Origin of the sequence: Streptomyces lichenis (genome assembly GCF_023218175.1) — a bacterium.
GTDB lineage: Bacteria > Actinomycetota > Actinomycetes > Streptomycetales > Streptomycetaceae > Streptomyces > Streptomyces lichenis.
In genome coordinates this window covers 103,697-128,472 of sequence record NZ_JALPTH010000001.1, presented here as the reverse complement: position 1 = coordinate 128,472, position 24,776 = coordinate 103,697, and the positions used below count along the sequence as shown (strand labels likewise).

The following is a 24,776-nucleotide window of genomic DNA, read 5'->3' as shown; positions in this document are numbered from 1 at the left end:
GCGGAGGGCCGGTCGCTTGGCCTGGGCCTGGCTGAGCCCGGCCTGGCCTGGTCCGTTCTGGCCTGGCCTGGCGTCCTAGGGCGGGTACGGCGGGCCTGGCGAGGGCTGTTCGCGGCCGAAGGGCCGGTGGCCTGGCGGGGGCTGCTCGCGGCCGAAGGCCGGTGGTCCCGGCGAGCGAAGGGCGGTGGCCTCGCGGTCGGAGGGCCGGTGGTCTGGCAGCCGGAGGTCGATGGTGCGGCGGGCGAAGGGTGGTGGCCTGCGACCGGCCCGGCCGCGCCGTACCGGGCCGGCCTGCACCCGGGGGCGGCCGAACACCTTCCGTATCGTCCGGCGCCTCGCTCAGCCCTTCGGGTCGGCGGCGGCGCCGGGGGACGGGTTCAGCCGGAGCCACGCCGTCAGCGCGGCCTGGAGCTCGGCGACCTCCCCGTGCGAGAGGGCCTCGCCGCCGGCCCCCAGCTGAAGGCGTACGCCGTCGGCGGTGACCCTCCAGCCGATCGACCGGCGCTTCGGCGAGGTGATGGCGGAGCCTCGGGCGAGAGCGCGAAGCGCCCCGTCCACCCGCGGGGTGGAGGCCGTCGGCGGCCGCCCGGCCCGGATGACGCGCTCGGGGCGCGCCGGCAGGCCGATGGCCAGGTAGAAGTCGCGGAGCGCCCGGTCCAGGTTCCGGGGTGCGGACGGTGCCAGGGAGACGAACTCCTCCACCAGCTCCGGATGTGCGGCGGGGGCGTGCGGCCCGTACGGGTGCTCGTGCAGCGGGTGCTCGGTGGTTTCCAGCCGAACGCAGGCGGGCGCGACCAGCACCCGGCCGTAGCCCTTGCCGGTCAGCTCCGCGTGGAGGCGCCGGAGGTTCGCGGCCTGCCGCGGCACCGGGTGGGGATCCTCGAGGACGGGCACGGAAGGCCTGGCCGGTCTGGAGGCCGCGCCCGTCCGGCCGTTGCAGCGGTGCAGAAGACCGGCCTGCGTCAGCACGACCGTCACCTCACGGCCCTGCCCGTCGAACCCGAGCCGGAATCCCACCACGGTTGTAAGCATGCGACCTCCTGCGGCTGCCGGCCACCGTAGCGGGATCGATGGGGGCGAGGGGGCGAGTTGGCGGACCCGGCCGAAAGCCACCGGCGCGGACCCGGCCAGCCGCCCGCGCCAGGGGCGGGCGGCGCCGCCGGTCAGCGGAGCAGTTCGGTCACCAACGCGCCGACCTGCTCCACCTCGATGAGGAACCCGTCGTGGCCGTGCGGTGACCGGAGCACGCGTGGGCCGTCGGCGCCGGGGATGCCGGCCGCCAACTCCGCCTGCTGGGACGGCGGGTAGAGGCGGTCGGAGTCGATGCCGGCGACCAGGGTCCGGGCGGTCACCCGGCGCAGTGCGGCGCTGGTGCCGCCGCGACCCCGGCCGATGTCGTGGCCGTTCATGGCCTCGGTCAGCACGACATAGCTGCCCGCGTCGAAGCGGCGGGCCAGCTTGGCCGCGTGGTGGTCGAGGTAGGAGGCGATCCGGTAACGGCCGCCGCGCCAGGGGTCCTCCGTGCCCTGGGCGTCGCGGCCGAAGCGGGCGGCGAGTTCGGGCTCGCTGCGGTAGGTGACATGGGCCAGGCGGCGGGCGAGGCCCAGTCCGGTGTGCGGGGCCCGGTCGGTGCCGTGGTAGTGGCCGCCCTGCCAGTGCGGGTCGGCGCGGATGGTGTGCAGCTGGATCGACGCCCAGGCGATCTGCTCGGCGCTCGCGGCCGCCGCCGTGGCGAGCAGCAGCAGCGCGCCGGTGCGCTCGGGGTGGGTCACGGCCCATTCCAGGGCCCGCATCCCGCCCATCGAGCCGCCGATCACCAGCGCCCAGCGGTCGACGCCGAGTGCGTCGGCGAGCCCGGCCTCGGCCGCGACCTGGTCACGGGGGGTCAGGAAGGGGAAGTCGCCGCCCCAGTGGCGGCCGTCCGCCCGGCGCGAGGACGGCCCGGTGCTGCCCTGGCAGCCGCCCAGCACATTGGGCGCCACCACGAACAGGCGGTCGGTGTCCAGCGCGCGCCCCGGCCCGATGAGCCCGTCCCACCAGCCGGGGGTGGGGTGTCCGGGGCCGGCCGGACCGGCGGCGTGGCTGTCACCGGTGAGGGCGTGCAGCACCAGCACCGCGTTGGACCGGTCCGGCGCGAGTGTGCCCCAGGTCTCGAACGCCAGGCGCAGGCCGGGCAGTTCGCCGCCCGCCTCCAGCCCCAGCGGCGTCCGGCGGGTGTACCACCGGCGTTCTCCCACCGGGTCCCCCTCCCGCCAGCCCCCGGAAGCCGCCGCCAGGGGTGTCCCGGACGGCGGCAGGAGCCTGCTCAGGACGTGCCCCCGGCCACGCCCCCAGCCGTATCCCGGGCCGCGCCCTTCACCGCCCGGAAGCCCGCCTCCAGATCCGCCTGGAGGTCGGCGAGGCTTTCCAGGCCCACCGACAGGCGCACCAGGCCGGGCGAGGTGCCGGTCGCCGCCAACTGTGCCTCGTCCAGTTGGCTGTGGGTGGTGGACGCCGGATGGATGATCAGGCTGCGTACGTCCCCGATGTTGGCCAGATGGCTGAACAGCTCGACGGCGTCCACGAACCGCTTGCCCGCCTCGACGCCGTCGCGCAGCTCGAAGGAGAGCACCGCGCCCGCGCCGCGCGGCAGATAGCGCCGGCCCGCCTCGTACCAGCGGTTCGACGGCAGGCCGGGGTAGTGCACGGCGGCGACCTCGTCGCGCTGCTCCAGCCATTCGGCGAGGGCCTGCGCGTTGGCGGAGTGCCGCTCGATGCGCAGGCTCAGCGTCTCGACCCCCTGCAGCAGCAGGAAGGCGGAGTGCGGAGAGAGGGCGGGGCCGAGGTCGCGCAGGAGCTGCACGCGCAGTTTGACCGCGAACGCGCCCGGGCCGAGTGCCGGCCAGTACCGCAGGCCGTGGTAGCTGGGGTCGGGCTCGGTGAAGCCGGGGAAGCGGTCGGCGTGTGCGCCGAAGTCGAAGGTGCCGCCGTCCACGACGACGCCCGCGACGGTGGTGCCGTGCCCGCCGAGGAACTTGGTCGCCGAGTGGACGACGATGTCGGCGCCGTGTTCGAGGGGCCGCAGCAGGTAGGGCGTGGGCACGGTGTTGTCCACGATCAGCGGGACACCGGCCGCGTGCGCCACGTCGGCGACCGCGCGCACGTCCAGGACGTTGCCGCGCGGATTGCCCAGCGTCTCGGCGAACAGCGCCTTGGTCTCCGGCCGGATCGCCGCCCGCCAGGCCTCGGCGTCGTCCGGGTCGTCCACGAAGGACACCTCGACGCCGAACCGGGGCAGGGTGTGCCGGAACAGGTTGTACGTGCCCCCGTACAGCGAGGTGCTGGCCACCAGGTGGTCGCCGGCGCCGGCCAGGGTGAGGATCGCCAGGGTCTCGGCCGCCTGCCCGGAGGACAGCGCGACGGCCGCGACACCGCCCTCCAACGCGGCGATCCGCTGCTCGAAGACGTCCTGGGTGGGGTTGTGGATACGGGTGTAGATGTTGCCCGGCTCGGCCAGCGAGAACAGGTCGGCGGCGTGCTGGGTGTCCCGGAACACGAAGGACGTCGTCTGGTAGATCGGTGTGGCCCGCGCCCCGGTCGCCGGGTCGGGCGTCGCGCCCGCGTGGATCTGCTTGGTCTCGAAGGACCACGCCGAGGTGTCGGGCCCGGTGGGCTCGTCCTCGGGGGTGTGGCCGGCGGCGACGGAGTCGATGGGCTGGCTCATGGCGGTGCTCCTAGTACGAGGTACGGGTGCGCGCACGGCTTCGCGCCCTGCCCGGGGCGGGGCGGTGTACGGGAAGTCGGGAGGGCGGGCCGAGGTGCCCGCCGCGAGGCGCCACACGGCGGTGGCACAGGCGGGAGCACAGCCGTGGAAGCCGGGCGGAAGAGCGGTGACGCACTCACGTAAGCACAGCCGCGTCATGCGGACCAGCGGCCCACCGGGCGTGACATACAACGTTCACGCACGCCCCGGCGGGCCGCCGGGACGTGCGTGTCAGAGAAGTCGACCGATCAAGAGGCAGCCGGTCAGGGCGCCCACGGCCCGAGCATGCCCTTCATGGCATCCGTCAGGGCGAGTTGCAGCAGCGGGCCGTAGGTGATCCGGCCGACGCCGAGGCGGCGGAAGCGCTCAAGATCGTGCTTGACGGGGTGGGCCGTGGAGTTCACGGGGATGGCGACGGCGCCGACCACTGCCGCGAGCAGCTCGTCGTCGTCCTGGATACGCACCGGGTAGACGCTGTCGGCACCGGCCTGCTCCATGGCCCGCAACCGCTCGACCGCCTCGTCGAGGACAGCGGAGGGGTCCTCCGCGTGCAGGAAGAGGTCGGTGCGCCCGTTGACCCAGAGCGGGATCCCCGCGTCGTCGGCCGCCGCGCGCAGACCGGCGACATAGTTCGCGTGCTCCTGGGTGTCGCGCAGCCGTCCGCCCTCCGAGTGGACGGTGTCCTCGATGTTGAGCCCGACGCCGCCGACCTCGGTGAGTCCGGCGACGAGGTCCGCGGGCTGCTGCCCGTACCCGGCCTCCAGGTCCACGGACACGGGGACGTCCACCGCCGCGATGATCGGCCGGACGGCGGCGAGCACCTCCTCGAAGGTCTGCCCCTCGTGGTCGTCGGCCCCTCGGGAGTCGGCGAGCGGATGGCTGCCGACCGTCAGCGCGGGGAACCCGGCGCCGACTGCCGTCCGCGCGGACCAGACGTCCCAGACGGTGGGCAGTACGAGCGGCTTGTGGTCGGCATGCAGCTGCTTGAGGCGCTGAGCGCGCGCGACAGTGGTACGAAGATCCATGTCCAGGACGCTACCCCCGGATCGCCACACCCAACGCGCCCACCAGCGCCACCCGGTGGCGGAGTACCCACAGCCGGGCGAGCCGTACCCGGCCGTACGGCACTCGGGCCGGGGCCTGGGGCCCGTCAGATCGTGGTCGGCAGCGCGTTACCCACAAGGGCCTCCGCCGCTGTCCGCGCGTACCGGCCGTAGTGCGCCTCGCCCAGCACCATGGCGCGGCTGGCGGCAGCCCAGTTCCGCTACCAGGTCGGTCACCAGCCGCACCATCAGCAGTTTCTGTTCGCGGGCGTAGGAGTGGACCGCGTTCTGGGGGCCGGGGAACTCCGCGGCGGCGTCGATGAACGGGCATCCGCGCACGGGATCCGTGCCGGTCGGGGGCGGGTAGAACAGTGCGAGGATGCGCTCCTTGGCAGGGACGTCCTCGCGTGCCAGCACGCCCTCCAGGGTGCGTCCCGTCGAGGAGAGGTCCTTGAGATGGGCGAGGACCGTCGTCCTGGTCGAAGGCCGGTGGCCGCCGCCGCGCGAGCCGCGCTTCTTGTGGTTGCCGACCTCGCCGGCCTCGTCCGGGGATGGTGCAGCCAATTCCACGCCCCGGCAGCCAGGCGCGGTTGAGGCGGGAGGCATACGCCTTGCGCACGTGGCACCGCCTCCAGTCCCGCGCCGGGCCACGCACCATCGTCACGCCGACCAGGCGCCACGACCGTAAGGCACCGAGCGCCGAATCCGTCCGGTGGGCGGCGAGGGTGTCCTCGTAGTACGGGCCGTACTCCTCGTCGTCGAACCGCAGCACCCGCCCCAGCGCGTAGCCCGCCGAGAGGTCCCGCCAGGAGCCGTACGCGGCCCGGCTCAGCGCGCCGGCGTGCACGATGGCTTGCTCGGCCTGGTGCGGGTCGCAGAATCGGGCGGCCAGCCCCCAGCGGGCTAGGCCGACGGCCCGCCCGTAGTCATAGGCGGCGGCCGTGCTGACCCAGCCGTCGGGAGGCAGCAGTCCGTCGGCCGGAACCGGGCCTCGTACCGGATGATCCGGCGGACCAGCTCGTCCATCTCCCCGACCTCCCGCGGCGACGCGGCGTGGTCGTGCAGGGTGCCCGCGGCGGTCTCCCGCCAGAGCGAAGCCGTCGGAAGCTCGCCGAGCCCCCGGCGCAGCTGTGCGCGCATCCGCAGGGCGAGCTCAGGCTCCGCAGGGCTGTTGCGGTAGTCGAGCAGGGCCGTGATCTGCCGCTGCCAGCCGTCGTGGCCGGTGAGTCCCCAGTCCCGCTTCAGGGCCCGCCGTTCGTCCGGGTAGTCGTGGTAGACCGTGCCCATCTCGTTCCACGGCACCCCGTCGCGCACCGGGAAGTGGGCGCCGCAGGCCGGCCCGAAGGCGAGCGGGCCGTGCAGCGGCCCGGTGTGCAGGGCCAGCAGCCGGTGGCTGCCGGTGCGGTCGTTCTCCGCGGCGTGGCGGCGGCCAGACCGCGCGGTGCTCCGGTGCCGTGGGGAGGATGACGGCGGCCGGGGAGCCGCCGTTGACGGCCAGCAGCCGGGGCGGCCCCGACCAGTCGAAGCGGGCCACCCAGTCCAGGTCGACCGCGTGGAACACCCAGTCGGGGTGCCAGGGCGGCAGCATGCCCCGGGTCAGCAGCGGCCGGTACAGCCGGTCCCCGGCCGGGTCCCGCTGCGTGTGCCAGGTGTTCCGGTCCGGGTCGGCGTCCACCTCGTGCCGGTGCTGCCCGACGTACAGCTCCTCACCGGCCAGCACCCGCAGTTGCGCCGCCGTGTCGCCGCGCAGCCCGGCCTCGTACAGCTCCCGCTCGATCGGGGTGGGCGGGGTCCAGTTCACGAGCACCCGGGTCAGGGCGTACGCCGCCGAGAAGGACTGCCAGGAGCCGTACGCGGCCCTGCCGAGCCGCCCCGCCGCCAGCACCGCCTCCTCGGCGCGCCCCGGGTCGCAGAGGCGGGCGCCGAGCCCGAGCCGCACCAGGGAAATCACCCGCCCGTAGTCGAACGCGGCCAGGCTGTCGACCCGCTGCTCCGCGCCGAGCACCCCGTCCCGGCGGAAAGCGGCCTCGTATCCGGCGATCCGCGGGACCAGGCCGTGCACCTCGGCCCGGAGGCCGACGTCCGCCCGGCGCCGGTCCAGCACCTGGCCGACGACGCGCTGCCATTCGCCCGGGGAGGGCTCCCGGCCCAGCCGGCCGGCCAGCTCGGCGCGGGCGGTCAGCGCCGGCGTCTCCTTCCAGCCGCCGAACCGCGCCCCGTGCAGATCGGCCGGCACCTCGGTGAACCCGGCCCGGTCGGTGACCCGCCAGGTCGAACGGAGGGTGTCGATGTCCTCGTCGTAGCCGAAGTAGCTGGTCGCCAGGTCGTTCCAGGGCAGGCTGTTGTGCAGCGGCAGATGGGCGCCGCAGGCCAGGCCATGGGCGAGGGCGCCCTCGCTCGGGCGGCCGACGTGGGTGAGCGGCAGACCGCGCGGCGGGCCGCCGGCCGCCGCGTCGGCCCGGCGCCAGCGCGCCCGGTCGGTGGGCATCGCCCCGACGGTGACCGCCCAGGGGGTGCCCGGGTTGACGGCCAGCCGGTAGCGGCCGCTGGGCCAGAGGGCGGCCAGCTCGGTCAGGGTGACGGCGCGCAGCGCCTGCTCCGGATGCCAGGGCGGCAACGAGCCGACGGTGTGGACGACGATGGTCCGCTTACCGGTGACCGGGTCCCGCACCGGGGCGAGCGGGGCGGTCACCCCGGATGTGTCGGCCACCAACCGGGGCAGCGGCCGGAAGACCCGTACGCCGGCGAGGACCGCCGGCACCGCGTCCCGGCCGCCGCCGTGCGCTGCCTCCACCAGCCACCGCTCGACCGCGGTGGGCGCCGCCCACTCCCCCGCCGACCCGGAAGAGCCCGACCCGGACGAGCCCGACCCGGAAGAGCTTGGCGAGCCCTGCGGACCCCCCGACGCCCCCGACGCCGCCGACCCCACCGGCCCCGCCGTCCCCTGAGCTCTTGTCATCCCCGTCCCCGCCCCGTCCCCGACATCATGAGGACGATCCCATGAACCACTCCGGGGTGCGGTGATCGCCAGGTCGGGTCGACCCCCGGGAGGCAGCCGTCGTCCGCCGCTCCCGGAGGTCAGACCTCCACCGGCACTTCGGACGTCTCCGGTTCGCTCCCGCCCGGTCCGCCCGGCTCCGGTTCGCCCTTCTCCGGGACGTAGCGCAGCACGCCCCACATGCTGTGCTCCTCCGGTACGTCCTCGGGGCCGGCGACCCGGCAGCCCTCCAGTGCCGCGCCCAGCGCCGCGCCGTCCACCCCGGAGCCGATCAGCACCAGCTGGGTGCGGCGCGGCTCGCCCTCCGGCCAGGGCTCCGGATAGAAGCGCAGGAACCGGCCGACCGCGTGCACCGCGTACCGGTTGGCCGGATCGGCCGCACCGAAGTCCACGAAGCCCTTGATCCGGTACAGCCCCTCCGACCTGCCGTCGAGGAAGTCCAGCAGCCGGCGCGGGTGCATCGGCCGGTCGGCGGTGAAGGAGACCGTGTCGTACGCCGCGTGCGGATGGTCCGCGTGCTCGTCCTCCCGCAGGTCGTCGAAGGAGAGCTGACCCTCGCCGGCCCCGTCGCGCGGTGCGGCCCGCTCGAACAGCAACTCCGGGTCGACCCGCCCGTGCGCCGCCTCCACCACAGCGGCCCGGCCGGCCAGGGCGGTGACCGAGGCGCGTACCCGCCGCAGCTCCTCGGCCGGGACCCGGTCCGCCTTGTTGACCACCACCAGGTCCGCGATGGCCAGGTGCCGGTCGGTCTCCGGGTGCCGCTGCCGGGTGGCGTCGTACTCGGCCGCGTCCACGACCTGGACCAGCCCCCCGTACACCGCCCGCCCGTTGTCACTGGCCAGCACCATCCGCACCAGCTCCTGCGGCTCGGCGAGCCCGCTGGCCTCGATCACGATGACGTCCAGCCCGGCCGACGGCCTGGTCAGCGTCTCCAGGTAGCTGTCCAGCTCACTGGCGTCCAGCGCACAACACAGACAGCCGTTGCCGAGCGAGACGGTGGAGCCGACCTGCCCGGCGACGGTCATGGCGTCGATCTCGATCGAGCCGAAGTCGTTGACCATCACGCCGATCCGGGTGCCTCTGGCGCTGCGCAGCAGATGGTTCAGCAGGGTCGTCTTGCCCGATCCGAGGAATCCCGCGAGGACGACGACGGGGATCGGCTGCGCGCTGCTCAAGGGGTGCCCTTCCATGAGTGGGGATGCAGGAGTGAGGGGGTCGAGGCGGGCCCCAGGATAGGACGCCCGCGCGCCCCCACCGGCCGCCGCCCGGCACTCCCGTACTCCCGTACTCCCCTCATCCACCACCGCCCGCCCCGTTCGCTCCCCCTGCCTGCCTGCCCATCCCCCTCCGGACATTTCGCTCTGCGGGCGCCGCCGCTTACCGTTCGGTGCATGCCTCCCGTATCCGCCGCCTCGCCCTTCGCTCCGGCCGCGCGCCCGGTCGTCCGGCGCCGGCGGCTGGGCTGGCCCCGGCGGGTGTTCGCGCAGGTCCTGCTGATGCAGCTGCTGATCGTGCTCGGGGTGACGGCGCTGGCCACCGGCCTGTTCCTGGCACCGCTCAGCGCCCAGCTGGACGACCAGGCCATGCGGCGGGCGCTCGCCATCGCCGAGACCACCGCCTCCACCGACCTGGCGGCGGATCTGACCGCCTCCCGGCCCAGCGCGACCGGCCCGGTCCAGCGGGAGGCCGAGCGCATCCGGCGGGAGACCGGCGCGGAGTACGTGGTGGTGATGGACCGCTGGGGGGTGCGCTGGTCGCACACCGACCCGGCGCAGATCGGCCGGCCCGTCTCCACCGACCCCAGTGCCGTGCTGGCCGGCCGGGACCTGATGGAGATCGACAGCGGCACCCTCGGCCGGTCGGCGCGCGGCAAGGTCCCGCTGCGGGACCAGGGCGGCACCATCGTCGGCGCGGTGTCGGTCGGTATCGAGTACGACAGCGTCCGGGCCCGGCTGCTGTCGGCCATCCCCGGGCTGCTGGCGTACGCGGGCGGGGCCCTGGCCGTCGGGGCGCTGGCCGCGTATCTGATCTCCCGGCGGCTCCAGCGGCGGACCCATGACCTGGCCTTCTCCGATATCTCCGCGCTGCTCGCCGAGCGCGAGGCGATGCTGCACGGCATCCGCGAGGGCGTGCTGGCGCTGGACCGTTCCGGCCGCATCCGGCTGATGAACGACGAGGCGCAGCGGCTGCTGGGCCTGGGCCCCGAGGCCACCGGGAAGCCGCTGGACGAGGCACTGGGTGCAGGCAGGACCGCCGAGGTGCTGGCGGGGCGGGTCACCGGCGAGGACCTGGTGACGGTACGCGGTCAGCGGGTGCTGATCGCCAACCGGATGCCCACCGACGACGGGGGCGCGGTGGCCACCCTGCGGGACCGCACCGAGCTGGAGCGGCTGGGCCGCGAGCTGGACGCCACCCGGGGGCTGATCGACGCGCTCCGGGCTCAGGACCATGAGCACGCCAACCGGCTGCACACCCTGCTGGGGCTGCTGGAACTGGAGCTGCACGAGGAGGCGGTGGAGTTCGTCACCGAGGTGGTGGGCGTGCACCGGGCGACCGCCGAGCAGGTCACCGAGAAGGTCCGCGATCCGCTGCTGGCCGCGCTGCTGGTCGGCAAGGCGACGGTGGCGGCGGAGCGCGGGGTGGGCCTGCGGGTCGCCCCCTCGACCCTGCTGCCGGACCGGCTGGTGGAGCCGCGGGAGCTGGTGACGGTGGTGGGGAACCTGGTCGACAACGCGGTGGACGCGGCCGCCGGCAGCGGCCGGGCGCGGGTGGAGGTCGAGCTGCGGGCCGAGGGCCGTACGGTGCGGCTGCGGGTCGCGGACAGCGGTCCGGGCGTGCCGGCCGGCCACCGGGAGCTGGTCTTCACCGAGGGGTGGTCCACCAAGGACCGCCCGGCACACGGCGGACGGCGTGGACTGGGGCTGGCCCTGGTGCGCCGGCTCGCTGAGCGGCAGGGCGGCTCGGTGGCCGTGGCGGAGGCCGAGGCGGGCGGCGCGGAGTTCACCGTCGTCCTCCCGGACGCCCTGGCCGACCCGCCCGACTCCGACGCCGCCCTCGGCGGACCCGACGGGATTCCCGGCAGGCCCGGTGAGGCCGTACCGGCATCTGTGCCGTCCCCGCCCGGAGGTGCGCGGTGATCCGGGTCCTGGTGGTGGACGACGACGTCCGGGTGGCCAAGGTGAACGCCGCGTACGTCGGCAAGGTGCCCGGTTTCACCGTGGTCGCGCTGGCCCACTCGGCCGCCGAGGCGCTGGCCCGGCTCGCCGAGCAGCCGGTGGACCTGGTGCTGCTCGACCACTACCTCCCCGACGGCGACGGGCTGGCGGCCGTCCGGGAGCTGCGCCGGCGCGGCCACCACACCGACGTGATCATGGTGACGGCGGCCCGGGACGTGGCCACCGTGCAGGCGGCGCAGCGCCATGGTGCGCTCCAGTACCTGGTGAAACCGTTCTCCTTCGCCGGGCTGCGGCCCAAACTGGAGGCCTACGCGGAGCTGCGCCGCATCCTCGATGTCGGCGGCGAGGCCGAGCAGGCCGAGGTGGACCGCATCTTCGGCGCGCTGTCGGCCCGCTCGGCGGCCCCGCCCGATCTGCCGAAGGGCCACTCGCCCACCACGGCCGAACTGGTCCGGCAGGTGCTGCTGACCGCCGAGGAACCGCTCTCCGCCCAGGCGATCGCCGAGCGGGCCGGGATGAGCCGGCAGACCGCCCAGCGGTATCTGAAGCTCCTGGAGCGGGCGGGGCGGGTGGTGCTCTCGCTCCGCTACGGCGAGACCGGCCGCCCCGAGCACCGCTACGCCTGGGCGCCACCCGGCTGACCGGCGCCCGGCTGACCGACACCGAGGCGACCGGCGTCCAGGCGACCGCTCAGACCGCCCCGGCCCCCGTCAGCGCCCGCACCTCGGTCTCGGCGTGCCGCTGCTCGTCGGGGGGCTCGGTTGAGGTGACGGTGCCCAGCCAGCCGGCGAGGAAGCCGAGCGGTACGGAGACGATGCCCGGGTTCTCCAGCGGGAAGAGGTGGAAGTCCATCCCCGGGAAGAGGGCCCCCGGAGTGCCCGAGACCACCGGCGAGAACACCACCAGCAGCACGGCCGGCACCAGGCCGCCGTACACCGACCAGACCGCGCCCCGGGTGGTGAACCGGCGCCAGAACAGCGAGTACAGCAGCACCGGCAGATTGGCGGAGGCGGCGACCGCGAAGGCGAGGCCGACCAGGAAGGCCACGTTCAGGTCGCGGGCCAGCAGCCCGAGCCCGATGGCCAGCGCCCCGACGAGCGCGGCGGCGACCCGGGCCACCGCGACCTCGCTGTACCGCTTCCGGCCGGGAGCCCGGCGCACCGAGGCGTAGAGGTCATGGGCGACGGCCGCGGAGGAAGCGAGCGTGATGCCCGCGACCACGGCCAGGATGGTGGCGAAGGCGACCGCGGCGACCACCGCGAACAGCACCGCTCCCCCGGTGGAACCGGCGCCTCCGCCGAGGTCCAGGGCGAGCAGCGGTACGGCGGTGTTGCCGGCCGCGTTGGAGGCGCGGACCGCGTCGCTGCCGACCAGCGCGGCGGCCCCGAAGCCGAGCACGATGGTCATCAGGTAGAAGCCGCCGATCAGGCCGATGGACCAGACGACCGAGCGGCGGGCGGCCCGGGCGGTGGGCACCGTGTAGAACCGGGACAGGATGTGCGGCAGCCCGGCGGTGCCCAGGACCAGGGCCAGTCCGAGGCTGACGAAGTCCAGACGGGCGGTCCAGTCGCCGCCGTAGCGGAGCCCGGGGCCGAGGAACGAGGCGCCATGGCCGCTGCGTTCGGCGGCGCTGGTGAGCAGCAGCCCGATGTCCCCGTGGAAGCGCAGCAGGACGAGCACGGTGAGGGTGATCGCTCCGGCCATCAGCAGCACGGCCTTGACGATCTGGATCCAGGTGGTGGCCCGCATCCCGCCCCAGGAGACGTAGATCACCATCAGCGCGCCCACGCCGATCACGGTCCAGGCGCGCGCCGCCTCGCTGGTGCCGCCGAGCAGCAGCGCGACCAGGCTCCCCGCGCCGACCATCTGCGCCACCAGGTAGAGCACCGAGACGGTGACCGAGGAGGTGCCCGCGGCGATCCGCACCGGGCGTTCCCGCATCCGGGCCGCGAGGACGTCGGCCAGGGTGAACCGGCCGCAGTTGCGGACCAGTTCGGCGACGAGCAGCAGGACGACCAGCCAGGCGACCAGGAAGCCGACCGAGTAGAGCATGCCGTCGTAGCCGAAGAGGGCGATCAGTCCGGAGATGCCGAGGAAGGAGGCGGCCGACATGTAGTCGCCGGCGATGGCGAAGCCGTTCTCCATGGGCGAGAAGAGCCGCCCGCCGGCGTAGAACTCCTCGGCGGAGCCGTGCCGGCTGCGGCTGACCCAGCTGGTGATGGCCAGGGTGACCGCGATGAAGACGCTGAACAGGACCAGCGCCAGGGTCTGGTGGTCGCCGGTCATCGCGCCGCCTCCCCGCCGGTCGCGGTCGCCGGACGGCCGGGCAGCGGCTGGAGCGGCAGCCCGGCCGCACCCCTGGCCGCCTGCCGCACCGCCGCGACCGGCCCCGGCACGACCGACCCCGGCGCGACCGCCTCAGGAGCCGCGGCGCCCCCGACCGGCCACCCGGGCGCCGCCGCCTGCGCCGAAGCGGCCGCCTCGGTCCCGTACCGCTCCGTCCCGTACCGCTCGGTCCCGTACTGCTCGGTCCTGTGCTGCTCGGAGGGGTGCGGCTGGGTCGCGGAGGTCTCCGGGGCGTACCCCTGAGGGACGTACGACTCCGGGCCCCCGTATCCCTCCGGTACGGACGACTCCGGGGCCGCGTATCCCTCCCGTACGTACGTCTCCGGTACGTACGACTCCGGCGCGTACGTCCGCGGCCCGTACGTCTCCGGTACCGACGCCTCCGGCGCGTACGCCTCCGGCAGGCGCTCCTCCCGTGCGTACGGCTGCTCCTCCTCGGCCGGCGGTCGTTGCGCGGCGGCCCGGCCCTGGTCGAAGACCGTCCACCGCAGGTCAAGCGCGGCCTGGTCCCGATGGCGGCCGGCGTGCCGGACATACGCCCAGGTCAGCAGGAAGGTGGTGAGGAACTGGCCGAGCCCGGCCAGCATCGCCACGTTCACCGCGCCGAAAACCGGCCGGGACATCAGCCCGGGCGCGGCGGTGGCCGCGACCACATAGCTCAGGTACCAGAGGAGGAACCCGGCGGTGGCGGGCACGACGAACCGCCGGTAGCGGCTGCGCACCTCCTGGAAGGCGGCGCTGCGGTGCACCTCCAGGTAGATGTCGGCGGCGCTGCGGGGGTGCGGCGGGGCCGGTTCCCTCCGGGCACCCGGGACGCCCGGGACGGCCGGTCCGCCGGCCCCGGCCCCCTCCCCCCATTCGGAGGCCAGCGCGTCGTACCACGGGTCATCGATCACCGGTCAACTCTCCTTGTCAGCGAACCGTTTCGGCCGCGTGCACAAGGATGGACAGACCGGGACGCTCCCGACCCCCGATCCAGGGAGTCTTCACCCCATCAGGTGACCGGAGCCCGGGAACCGATCCGGCCCGGAACCGCGTCGGCGGTTCCGGGCCGGATCAAGCAGCTTGACGGGCACAACGGAGCATTCCCGTACGGATCAGGCGTCGATCCGGGAGCGGTCCATGGTCGCCGCCGAGCTGGTGATGAACTCCTTGCGCGGAGCCACCTCGTTGCCCATCAGCAGGTCGAACACCTGCTCCGCGCCGTCCAGATCACCGATGTTGATCCGGCGCAGGGTGCGGTGGCGCGGGTCCATGGTGGTCTCCGCGAGCTGGTCGGCGTCCATCTCGCCGAGGCCCTTGTAGCGCTGGATGGAGTCCTTGTAGCGGACGCCCTTGCGCTCGAACTCCAGCAGGGTCTGCCGCAGTTCGTTGTCCGAGTAGGTGTAGACGTACTTGTCCTGGCCCCTCTTGGGCTGGATCAGCTCGATCCGGTGCAGCGGCGGCACCGCGGCGAACATCCGGCCCGCCTCGACCATCGGGCGCATATAGCGCTGGAACAGGGTCAGCAGCAGGCAGCGGATGTGCGCGCCGTCCACATCGGCGTCGACCAGCAGCACGATTTTGCCGTAGCGGGCCGCGTCGATGTCGAAGGTGCGGCCCGAGCCCGCTCCTATGACCTGGATGATCGCCCCGCACTCGGCGTTCTTCAGCATGTCCGAGACGGAGGACTTCTGGACGTTGAGGATCTTGCCGCGGATCGGCAGCAGCGCCTGGAACTCGCTGTTGCGGGCCAGCTTGGCGGTGCCCAGGGCCGAGTCGCCCTCGACGATGAACAGCTCGCTGCGCTCCACGTCGTCGCTGCGGCAGTCGGCGAGCTTGGCGGGGAGCGAGGAGGACTCCAGCGCGGTCTTGCGGCGCTGCGCCTCCTTGTGCTGGCGGGCGGCGATCCGGGTACGGGCCGCGGCGACGGCCTTGTCGAGCACGGCCCGGGCCTGCGCCTTGGCGTCCCGCTTGGTGGAGGTCAGGAACTCCTTCAGCTCCTTGGCCACCACGTTGGCCACGATCCGGTTGGCCGCGGAGGTGCCGAGCACCTCCTTGGTCTGGCCCTCGAACTGCGGCTCGGCGAGGCGGACGGTGACCACGGCGGTCAGCCCCTCCAGGGCGTCGTCCTTGACGATGTCGTCCTCGGCGACGCGCAGCAGCTTGGCGGAGCGCAGCACGTCGTTGACCGTGCGGGTCACGGCGCGCTCGAAGCCGCTGACATGGGTGCCGCCCTTGGGGGTGGCGATGATGTTGACGAAGGACCTCACCGTGGAGTCGTAGCCGGTGCCCCAGCGCAGCGCCACGTCCACCCCGAGCTCCCGGGTGACCTCGGTGGGGGTCATATGGCCGCGGTCGTCGAGGACCGGGACGGTCTCCTTGAAGGTGCCCTGGCCGCTGAGGCGCAGCACGTCGCAGACCGGCTTGTCCTGGGCCAGGTACTCGCAGAACTCGCTGATGCCGCCGTCGAAGCGGAAGGTCTCCTCGCCGGCCTCGGCACCTTCCGCGCCCTCGGTGCCCCGCTCATCCCGTACCACGATGGTGAGGCCCGGCACCAGGAAGGCGGTCTGCCGGGCGCGCTGGTGCAGGTGGTCCAGGGAGAGCTTGGCGTCCTTGAGGAAGATCTGCCGGTCGGCCCAGTAGCGCACCCGGGTGCCGGTGCGGTCCTTGCGCACCCGCTTGCCCTTGACCAGCCCGTTCGCCGGGTCGAAGGGCGCGTCCGGCCCGGACTCGGTGAAGATGCCGGGGACACCGCGGCGGAAGCTGATGGCGTGGGTGGCGCTGTTGCGGTCCACCTCGACGTCGAGCCGGGCGGAGAGCGCGTTCACCACGGAGGCGCCGACGCCGTGCAGGCCGCCGGAGGCCGCGTACGAGCCGCCGCCGAACTTTCCGCCGGCGTGCAGCTTGGTCATCACGACCTCGACGCCGGAGAGCCCGGTCTTCGGCTCGACGTCGACCGGGATGCCCCGGCCGTTGTCCCGGACCTCGACCGAGCCGTCGTCGTGGAGCAGGACCTCGATGCGGTCGCAGTAGCCGCCGAGGGCCTCGTCGACCGAGTTGTCGATGATCTCCCAGAGGCAGTGCATCAGGCCGCGGCTGTCGGTGGACCCGATGTACATTCCGGGTCGCTTGCGGACCGCCTCAAGCCCCTCCAGGACGAGCAGGTGCCGCGCGGTGTAGTTGGAACCGTCACGGTCTGCGGTCAGCAGCGCACTGGACGGCACGGACGTATCGGCGGTCACGCGGTTCGCTCCTCGCTGAATTTGGGATAGGGCCTTGGTGGGTAAGGCCGGACGGCTGTCGCCGGATCAGAGCGTACAGAGGCCTGGTAGAGCGGTTGTCACGCCACCCACCGCGATGTTCATGCTAGTCCACGCTCGCATGTCTGTTCGATCGCCCGAAGGGGTGACGTGGACATCACGTTCCCTTCGAGGCATGAACCATTTAGGCTCCGGGCACGTCCTCTTGCACAACCGGCAACCGCCGGGAGGGCGTAAGACGTAAGCAACGCGAAACCCGTAGAGCACAGCAATACGGCTCATTCGCCGCCAACCGTCGGCAGACAACCCCCTCGGAGGGAAACTTTCGAGGAAAAGCCACGAGCGGGAACGTTTTCGGCCTGGTTGGATGTTGACCCTGGTACGACAGCTCGTCGAGCTAGAGAAGAGGCGACGTGACTACTGTTCTGACCCCCGCGAGCCCGCTGACGGCCGCCGACCGCTGCGACCGCTGCGGCGCCCAGGCTTATCTGCGCGTCGTGCTGACCAGCGGTGGTGAGCTGCTCTTCTGTGCCCACCACGGGCGCAAGTTCGAGCCGGAACTCAAGAAGATCGCTTCGGAAATACAGGATGAGACGGACCGGTTGACCGCCGTGCCGGGCGCACCGGAAGAGGAGCGCTGACACTCGCATCCCCGACGAGCCAGGGGCCGGTCCCGGACCGGCCGACGGGCGACCACCTCCCTCCCGGAGGCGGTCGCCCGTTCTCGTACCCCTTGCCCCGACCACGCCGGCCGCGCGAGCCCGAGCGTCGCCGCTCGTACGGGCCCGGTGCCCCGGCCGCCCTCCCGCCCGGCACCGTCAGCCCGTTCAGGGCCGTGGGAGCCGCCAGGAACCCCCGTACGACCCCCTGGACAGGCTCCATACGGCCACGCCAGGCCCCCGTAGCCAACCCCGCACCGCCCGGGCCGCCTTGCGCCCCGTACGCCCGTCAGCCCGCCCCAGGCCGGCGCCGGCCCGCCGAGGCCCCGCCCTCGCCCACCGGCTCCTGATTCACTGCCCCGCGGACCGTCACGGCTCCTCCGGGAGCACCGCCGACAGCCGGGTGTAGACGCCGGGGGCGTCCGCCTCGCCGCAGCCGCTCCCCCAGGAGACCAGGCCGATCAGCCGGCCCCGGGCCACCAGCGGGCCGCCGCTGTCGCCCTGGCAGGCGTCCCGCCCCCCGGCCGGGTCGCCCGCGCAGAGCATCGTCGCGGGCAGATAGCCGCCGCCCGACTCCGCCGGGTAGGCCCGGGCGCACACCGCGTCGTCGAGGACCCGCACCTGGGCGGCGCGCAGCGCGTAGGCGTAGGAACCGGAGCCGGTGGTGTCCCCCCAGCCGTAGACGGCGGCGCGGGTGCCCGCCCGGTACGCGGGGTCGCCCGCCTTCGCCGTCTCGATGACGTAGCCGCGCGGCAGCGCCGTCTCCAGCGTGACCATGGCGAAGTCGCCCGCCTGGGTGGCCGGGTCGTACGAGGGGCTGATCCAGGTGCCGGTGACCGCGATCTCCACCCCGCCGGAGTCGCGCAGCTCGGTGCGGCCCGCGATCACGCTGAGGTCGGTCAGCTCCTTGGAGTCGGTGCCGAGCACCGAGGGGCCCAGGCAGTGGGCGGCGGTGACGACCTGGGTGGGAGCCACCACCACTCCCCCGCAGAACTGGCCGGCCCGGGTACCGCCGAACCGGTCACGGCTGGAGAGGGCGACGACCCAGGGGCTGTCCTCGGCCCGGACCGGCTGTCCGCCGACGACGACGCTGTCGGCGGCCGCCGGAGCGGCCGTACCGAGCGGCAGGGTGGCCGCGGCCACGAGGGCGGCCAGCGGGGCCGCGCACCTCCGGGCCGTCCGCTTCCTCCGGTTGGTGGTCCGGCTGATGGTCCGGCTGATGGGGCGACGCATACGGTCTCCTTACTCTCCGGTGGACCGGCTTCACCAAGGGTCACGTACTACGCCGTCTGCCGCACCCCCGGAGCACGGCCGAGGCCCGGCTCCTCGGCGGAACCGGGCCTCGGTGAGGGCGTGGCGGGGAGGTGTCCGCACGACGAAGCCGCCGCCCGGGGCAGAACCCTCGGACGGCGGCTTCCTCGCAGGTCACCAGCGTGCTCGCGGTACAGGCGGCGGACCGCCTCCGCGCGCGGCGGGATCAGTCCAGGTAGTCGCGCAGCACCTGGGAGCGGGACGGGTGGCGCAGCTTGGACATGGTCTTGGACTCGATCTGGCGGATGCGCTCACGGGTGACCCCGTAGACCTTGCCGATCTCGTCCAGCGTCTTGGGCTGGCCGTCGGTCAGACCGAAGCGCATGGACACCACACCGGCCTCGCGCTCGGAGAGCGTGTCCAGGACCGAGTGCAGCTGCTCCTGCAGCAGGGTGAAGCTGACCGCGTCGGCCGGCACGACCGCCTCGGAGTCCTCGATCAGGTCACCGAACTCGCTGTCGCCGTCCTCGCCGAGGGGGGTGTGCAGCGAGATCGGCTCACGGCCGTACTTCTGGACCTCGATGACCTTCTCGGGGGTCATGTCGAGCTCCTTGGCCAGCTCCTCCGGGGTGGGCTCGCGGCCCAGGTCCTGGAGCATCTGGCGCTGGACGCGCGCGAGCTTGTTGATGACCTCGACCATGTGCACCGGGATACGGATGGTGCGGGCCTGGTCGGCCATGGCGCGGGTGATCGCCTGCCGGATCCACCAGGTGGCGTACGTGGAGAACTTGTAGCCCTTGGTGTAGTCGAACTTCTCGACCGCGCGGATCAGACCGAGGTTGCCCTCCTGGATGAGGTCCAGGAAGAGCATGCCGCGGCCGGTGTACCGCTTGGCCAGCGAGACCACCAGACGGAGGTTGGCCTCCAGCAGGTGGTTCTTGGCGCGGCGGCCGTCCTCGGCGATGATCTCCAGCTCGCGCTTGAGCTTCGGGGCGAGCTTGTCGGAGTTGGCGAGCTTGTCCTCGGCGAACAGGCCGGCCTCGATCCGCTTGGCGAGCTCGACCTCCTGCTCGGCGTTGAGCAGCGGGACCTTGCCGATCTGCTTGAGGTAGTCCTTGACCGGGTCGGCGGTGGCACCGGCGACGGCGACCTGCTGGGCGGGTGCGTCGTCCTCGTCCTCGTCGGAGAGGACGAAGCCCTTGTTCTCGCCCTCGGCCTCCTCGTCCTCGCCCTTGCCGGGCGCGACGTCCTCGATAAGCTCCTCGGACTCCAGGACCTCGTCGGCGTCCTTCTTGCCGGCGGTCTTCTTGGCCGCGGTCTTCTTGGCGACGGTCTTCTTCGCCGTCGCCGCCTTCTTGACGGCGGTCTTCTTGGCGGCCGCCTTCTTGGCGGGGCCGCCGGCCTCGTCGGCCGAAACGTCGGCGCCCGGCGTCGCGGGGGCGGCCGCGGGGACGGACTTCGCCACGGTCGTCTTCGCGGTGACGGCCTTGGTGGCGGTGCGCTTCGCCGGACTCTTCGCCGCGACGCTCTTGCGGGTGCGCTTCGGCTCCGCTGCACTGACCATCAGCGTCACACCCTCTTCCTCGAGGATCTGATTGAGGCTGCGCAGGACATTCTTCCACTGGGTCGGCGGAATCTGGTCGGCCTCGAAGGCCCGACGCACGTCATCGCCCGCGATCTGTCCATCAGCCTTTCCCCGCTCGATGAGCGCCATCACAGACTCGGACTCGGCGATCTCCGGCGGGAGCGTACGGGATGTGCTGGCCGACACGAACAACCTCTCGGAATGATGGGAAACGGCTTCCGGCGCCGCCCGTGATCGGGTCGGTGCCGACGGCCGTCGGCGGGGAGTGTGCCGACGACGCGGGCTGGAACCTCGGAGCTGCACAGCGCCGTCCACGGCGGCTGTATTCCTTCCTCGGCCATCACCTCTTAGGTCATCGCAGGGCTTACGGGAGCGTTACGCCCAATCCGCGTGGCCCGAGTCACACCACATACCCGGCGAAAGGGCACAGAACGGGAGTTCGCCCCCGGTTCGACTCCCTTCGGACGACCGATCCGCCGAGTCCCTCCTCGGAAACCCGCCCGGAGACCCGCCGGAACCGCTGCCGGACGGCGCCGAGGCGCCCGACCCGACCGGCCGGCGGAGTGGCACTCCGTGCCCCGGACTCCACGGCGGCTCTCCGCGGCCGCGGCCGGATGATCCGCCGCGCGGGGCCCGTCCCGGACTCCGCGGTGCGGTTCGACCGCGGCATCCGTACTCCAGACCCACCCGGGGGTCCACTCGGGTGAACCCTTCAGGCGACGTCCCCCGCCTACCCCCACCGGATCGCCGTACACGCCCCCGGGCTTTGTGGGCCTTATGGGCCTGGTGGGCTCTGTGGGCTTCGTGGGCCTGGTGGACTGGTGGGCTTCGTAAGCTCTGTGGGTCTGGTGACCGCGCTCGCCCCTCGGCGGATCGCCGGCGGCGGAGGCGTCCCGCCGCCGGGCGGGGCCTTCGGGAGTGCCCTCCGGCCCGGAAGCGGCGCCTCGGCGGCTTCGGCCGCCCATGCGCACCTCCGGATGTCCCCGCGTACTCCGGCAGGCATCTCCCGGTACACGGACCGGGCCCAGGTACGGGAACGGAGGAGCCGGGGACGGAGGACCCGGTACGGGGATCGGGGCCCCGTACGGGGGGGGGTCGGACCCCGCTCTCGGGGATCGGGCCCCGCGCGGGGGCCGGACGGCGCGTCCCCGCACCCGGCCGGGCGCAGCCGTTACGCGGCCGGGGCGCCGGGCCGGTCGGTCGGATCAGTGCTCGCGCGGGGCGGGGACGACCCGCTCGACCTCGGGGTGGACGGTGAGCAGCTGGCGCATGGCCGACTCGGCGGCGGTGCCGTCCCCGGCTGCCAGGGCGTCCACGATCCGCGCGTGGTGCGCGACGCAGCTGTCGCTGGGGCGGTCGCAGCCGGTGGCCGGGGCGCCGGACACCTGGAGAGCGGCGGAGACGATGCCCGACAGGTGCTCCAGCATGCGGTTGCCGGCGAGCTGGATCAGCAGGGCGTGGAACTCGGTGTCGGCCCGGGAGAAGGTGATCGCGTCGCCCTGGGCGAGCGCGTGGCCCAGGATCTCGACCATGTCGTGGAGGCGCTGCTGCACGTCCTCCCGGCCGTGCCCGGCGGCGAGGCGGGCGGCCAGCGGCTCGATCGTCCAACGCAGCTCGCCGAGTTCACGGCGCTGGTCCTCGCGCTGCGGGCCGAAGGCGCGCCACTCGATGATGTCCGGGTCGAGCAGGTTCCAGTCAGCGACCGGGCGTACCCGGGTGCCGACGTTGGGGCGGGCGCTCACCAGCCCCTTCGCCTCCAGCACGCGCAGCGACTCGCGCACCACGGTGCGGGACACCTCGAAACGCTGGCCGATCTCCTCGGGTACCAGGGGGCGGTCCGCGCCGAGGTCGCCGGAGACGATCATCTGGCCAAGTTGCTGGACCAGTTGGCCGTGCAGGCCGCGGCCTCGGCTGCCGGTCGCCCGGCGGCCCACCCGGCCCAGCTCGGTGTCGGGCCCCTCCCAGGCGGGCGGCGCCAGGCGATCGGCGACGGGGCCCTCGGGGTAGGGGTAACGGTCCAGGGCGCCGGGTGCCGTGAGGCTGTCCACGGGGCGGGCGGCGGCGGTCATCATCGTGTGCGCAAGGGTGTTCACGCATCCTTTGTCGGCGCCGGTTCCACGCCCCTTGAGGTCTTTAGTGAAAAGCACACGAAAGGGTGATCGGCGCCCGCTCATCCATTGACGCCAGAAGAGCAGAACTCAGGCAATCTCCCGGGTTTTACGACCCGTTGGGCACATCCCTTCCGTATGCGATCACCAACGGGCGCGGCGCCGACATCCAGTGATCAGATACGCGCAGATCAAGACCGAAAGCGACAACACCAGTGCCGCACCCATCGGTTGGGCCGCCATCCGCGTCGCGGCGCCCAGCACGCCATCGGTGTCGAACGGCCAGCGTGGCCACAGGAGTTCGCGAAGCCGGTGCGGCAGACCGGCGATCGGGCGGACGGAGGGCCCCGCCGACGCCCGCTGGACGAGCGGAGCCACCACCACCGGCACGGCCAGTACCGCGGCGACCCCTGCCGCGGTGACCCGGAAGACGCCCGCCCCGAGCAGCCCGGCCCAGCCGCAACCGACGCAGAGCGCCGTCCAGATCGCGACCAGTGCCGCCCAGTGCCGGGGCACCGGGATGGCCTCGCCGCCGTACAGCAGCCGCAGCGCGGCGAAGGCGGCCAGCGCCGAGACCAGGGCGAGCAGTGCCGCGGTGGCCGCGGTGACGAGGAGCTTGGCGAGCAGCAGCCCGAGCCGGCGCGGGACGGTACCCCGCCCGGAACTCAAGGCGGGGTGGCGGTACTCGTCACCGAAGGAAAGCGCGCCCAGCAGCCCGGCGGCGAGCGCGGCGGGCGGCAACGGCAGCAGCCGTGGCCAGGCGGCCAGGGCGGTCGGGAGTGGAACACCCCCGGACCGCGCCAGCAGGACCGCGATCAGGACCGAGGCGGCGAGCCCGGCGGCCGCGGTGAGCGGGGTACTGGGCACCCCCAGCAGCCGCCGCACCTCGTAACGCACCGGCCGCGAAGGCCCCCGCGGCGGCCGCCGCACCAGCGGCGGTACGGCGGCCTGCCTCACCAGAGCGGCCACCGCGGGCCGGGCGACCGAGGTAGGCGGGACCCCGGGGGCCGGGGCGAGCGCGGACTTGGCGGCCTGGGCGGCCGGGGACCCGGCAGCGGTGGCGGGCGCGGAGTCGGAGGCCGGGGCGGTCGCGGAGGCCGCGGACCCGGGGGCCGGAGCGGCCGCGGATCCGGCGACGGGGGCGGGCGCGGACTCGAAGGCCGAGGCGGGCGCGGATCCGGCAGCGGCGGCGGGCGCCCTGGTGGGAGTGGGCAACACCGACGGAGCCGGCGTCGGCCCCAGAGCGGGCCGGACTGCCGGGCAGGGCATCTTCGCGGGAGCCGCCGTCGCCTCAGGGGCGGGTCCGGCGACCGGGGACGAGGAGGGGGCGATCCCCCCGTCGGGCGCCTCGCCGGGACACGCAGCCGGAGTCCGACCGAGTTCGGAGGCTCCGCCCTGAGCCGCAGCCGGAGTCCGAAGGAACCTGGAGGCTCCGTCTTGAGCGGCAGTCGGATTCAGGACCGGAACCGGGGGCGTCGAGCTGCCGGACGCCCCATCAGGGGCCGGAACCGGAGGCGTCGAGCCGCCGGACACTCCCTCGGGGGCCGGGCCCAGTGACCGAGGCGGCCCGGAGGCTCCGCCTGGAGCCGGGGCCGAGAGCGGCGACCGAGGCAGCCGCGAGGTCTCGCCAGGAGCCGGAGCCGGGGCCGAGAGCGGCGACCGACGAGGGCCGGGGGCCGTACCGGGAGACCGAGGCGGGCCGGGGGTTCGGACGGGTGCGGACTCTTCGCCCGTCTCGTCGGCGAGCCGGTGGAGCAGTACGCCGTGCCGGAACGCGGTCTCGCCGATCCGCGCGCAGTCGCTGCCGTAGACGGAGAGCCGGCCCCCGCTCTCGGCCACCACCTCGACGGACCGCCCCGAAGCCCGGGCCTCGCGGGCGACAAGTGCGGCGAGCCGCGCCGCGTGCGGGGTGTGGACGGCGACCCGGGGCCGGAGCCGGGTACGGGCGAAGGCGGCGCCGTCCTGGTCCGCCACCAGCCGGCCCCCGTCCAGGGCCAGCACACGGTCGGCCCGGCGGGCCGCCTCCCTCGGGTCGTCGGTGGTGTAGAGCACGGTGCCGCCGTGGTCGGCGTGGGCGCGCAGCAGCCCGTGCAGCCACTGGGCCTCGCGCGGGGCCAGCCCGGCCGACGGCTGGTCGAGCAGCAGCGTGTGCGGATCGCCCAACAGCGCGGAGGCGATGCCGAGTCGGCGGTCCATCCCGAGCGAGAGCGCGCCGAGCCGATGGCTTCGCAGGGCGGCCAGCCCGACGACGTCCAGCAGCTCGTCGGCGCGCGAGGCGGGGACCCCGGCGGCGGCCGCGAGCATCCTCAACTGCCCGCGCGCGGTGCGGGACGGATGCCCGGGTACATCGCCGAGGAGGACGCCGACCTCGCGTGGCGGATGGGCGATGCGGTGCAGCGGCCTGCCGCGGAAGCAGGTGATCCCCCGCCCCGGTTCGAGCTCCAGCATCATCCGCAGGGCGGTGGTCTTGCCGGAACCGCGGGCGCCGAGCAGCGCGGTGACACTGCCGGGGCGGGCCTCGAAGGTCAGGTCGTCGACCGCGGGCGGGCGGCCTGGGCGGCGGCTGGTACTGGTCAGTCCGATGGCCTGGAGCATCGCTACTCCCGCGAGGTCGGGGGCCGCTCGG

General features: G+C 73.8%; 16 protein-coding genes and 2 pseudogenes. 3 read left to right on the top strand and 15 right to left on the bottom strand.

The window, feature by feature from the left end; all coding sequences use genetic code 11:
* Positions 1-339: 339 nt before the first annotated feature.
* The 8 genes and pseudogenes from M1O15_RS00495 to M1O15_RS00460 form a co-directional block, all read right to left on the bottom strand.
* Positions 340-867: a hypothetical protein gene (locus M1O15_RS00495; protein ID WP_248631112.1), complete on the bottom strand. Its 528-nt coding sequence runs from the start codon at positions 865-867 to the stop codon at positions 340-342.
* Between the two features lie 296 nt (positions 868-1,163).
* Entirely contained in the window at positions 1,164-2,309 is a 1,146-nt protein-coding gene (metX, locus tag M1O15_RS00490) for a homoserine O-acetyltransferase MetX (RefSeq protein WP_248631328.1), read from the bottom strand.
* Positions 2,306-3,703, bottom strand: coding sequence for a bifunctional o-acetylhomoserine/o-acetylserine sulfhydrylase (locus tag M1O15_RS00485; protein WP_248631111.1), 1,398 nt, complete (start codon positions 3,701-3,703; stop codon positions 2,306-2,308). The genes metX and M1O15_RS00485 overlap by 4 nt, the downstream gene beginning before the upstream one ends.
* A 302-nt stretch (positions 3,704-4,005) precedes the next feature.
* The gene (locus tag M1O15_RS00480) at positions 4,006-4,767 is read right to left on the bottom strand and encodes an isocitrate lyase/PEP mutase family protein (RefSeq protein ID WP_248631110.1); all 762 of its coding nucleotides are present in this window, start codon (positions 4,765-4,767) and stop codon (positions 4,006-4,008) included.
* A 147-nt stretch (positions 4,768-4,914) separates the two neighbouring features.
* Positions 4,915-5,349, bottom strand: coding sequence for a hypothetical protein (locus M1O15_RS00475; protein WP_248631347.1), 435 nt, complete (start codon positions 5,347-5,349; stop codon positions 4,915-4,917).
* 157 nt (positions 5,350-5,506) lie between these two features.
* Positions 5,507-5,752: pseudogene (locus tag M1O15_RS31555) on the bottom strand (DUF1266 domain-containing protein); the annotation flags it as partial.
* 186 nt (positions 5,753-5,938) lie between these two features.
* On the bottom strand, positions 5,939-7,579 hold the full coding sequence (locus tag M1O15_RS31550) for a DUF1266 domain-containing protein (RefSeq protein WP_308282179.1): 1,641 nt from the start codon (positions 7,577-7,579) through the stop codon (positions 5,939-5,941).
* Between the two features lie 284 nt (positions 7,580-7,863).
* On the bottom strand, positions 7,864-8,973 hold the full coding sequence (locus tag M1O15_RS00460) for a CobW family GTP-binding protein (protein ID WP_372499323.1): 1,110 nt from the start codon (positions 8,971-8,973) through the stop codon (positions 7,864-7,866).
* Between the two features lie 201 nt (positions 8,974-9,174).
* Between M1O15_RS00460 and M1O15_RS00455 the strand changes: the two genes are divergently transcribed.
* Both M1O15_RS00455 and M1O15_RS00450 read left to right on the top strand, forming a co-directional pair.
* Positions 9,175-10,920 carry a sensor histidine kinase gene (locus tag M1O15_RS00455; protein ID WP_248631108.1) on the top strand — a complete coding sequence of 582 codons (1,746 nt, stop codon included), beginning with the start codon at positions 9,175-9,177 and terminating at the stop codon, positions 10,918-10,920.
* Positions 10,917-11,600 carry a DUF7342 family protein gene (locus tag M1O15_RS00450; RefSeq protein WP_248631107.1) on the top strand — a complete coding sequence of 228 codons (684 nt, stop codon included), beginning with the start codon at positions 10,917-10,919 and terminating at the stop codon, positions 11,598-11,600. Before M1O15_RS00455 ends, M1O15_RS00450 begins: the two co-directional genes overlap by 4 nt.
* Before the next feature lie 49 nt (positions 11,601-11,649).
* Here the strand turns inward: M1O15_RS00450 and M1O15_RS00445 are convergent, their stop codons facing one another.
* The 3 genes and pseudogenes from M1O15_RS00445 to M1O15_RS00435 form a co-directional block, all read right to left on the bottom strand.
* Complete coding sequence (locus tag M1O15_RS00445) at positions 11,650-13,245, bottom strand: monocarboxylic acid transporter (protein ID WP_248631106.1); 1,596 nt, start codon at positions 13,243-13,245, stop codon at positions 11,650-11,652.
* Positions 13,246-13,766: 521 nt separating this feature from the next.
* A pseudogene (locus tag M1O15_RS00440) lies at positions 13,767-14,201 on the bottom strand (DUF485 domain-containing protein); the annotation flags it as partial.
* A 201-nt stretch (positions 14,202-14,402) separates the two neighbouring features.
* Entirely contained in the window at positions 14,403-16,529 is a 2,127-nt protein-coding gene (locus M1O15_RS00435) for a DNA gyrase/topoisomerase IV subunit B (protein WP_248631105.1), read from the bottom strand.
* A 431-nt stretch (positions 16,530-16,960) separates the two neighbouring features.
* On the opposite strand from M1O15_RS00435, the gene M1O15_RS00430 reads away from it, so the two are divergent.
* Positions 16,961-17,188: a DUF7455 domain-containing protein gene (locus M1O15_RS00430; RefSeq protein WP_248631104.1), complete on the top strand. Its 228-nt coding sequence runs from the start codon at positions 16,961-16,963 to the stop codon at positions 17,186-17,188.
* Positions 17,189-17,575: 387 nt separating this feature from the next.
* Here M1O15_RS00430 and M1O15_RS00425 read toward each other — a convergent pair whose 3' ends face one another.
* The 4 genes from M1O15_RS00425 to M1O15_RS00410 all read right to left on the bottom strand — a co-directional run bounded on the left by M1O15_RS00425 (position 17,576) and on the right by M1O15_RS00410 (position 24,745).
* Positions 17,576-18,439 (bottom strand): serine protease, encoded by an 864-nt coding sequence (locus tag M1O15_RS00425; RefSeq protein ID WP_248631103.1) that lies wholly within the window; start codon positions 18,437-18,439, stop codon positions 17,576-17,578.
* Positions 18,440-18,683: 244 nt separating this feature from the next.
* Positions 18,684-20,228: an RNA polymerase sigma factor gene (locus M1O15_RS00420; protein WP_248631102.1), complete on the bottom strand. Its 1,545-nt coding sequence runs from the start codon at positions 20,226-20,228 to the stop codon at positions 18,684-18,686.
* Positions 20,229-21,247: 1,019 nt separating this feature from the next.
* Positions 21,248-22,135, bottom strand: coding sequence for a FadR/GntR family transcriptional regulator (locus M1O15_RS00415; protein ID WP_248631101.1), 888 nt, complete (start codon positions 22,133-22,135; stop codon positions 21,248-21,250).
* Positions 22,136-22,294: 159 nt separating this feature from the next.
* Complete coding sequence (locus M1O15_RS00410) at positions 22,295-24,745, bottom strand: ATP-binding cassette domain-containing protein (RefSeq protein ID WP_248631100.1); 2,451 nt, start codon at positions 24,743-24,745, stop codon at positions 22,295-22,297.
* Between the last annotated feature and the right edge of the window lie 31 nt (positions 24,746-24,776).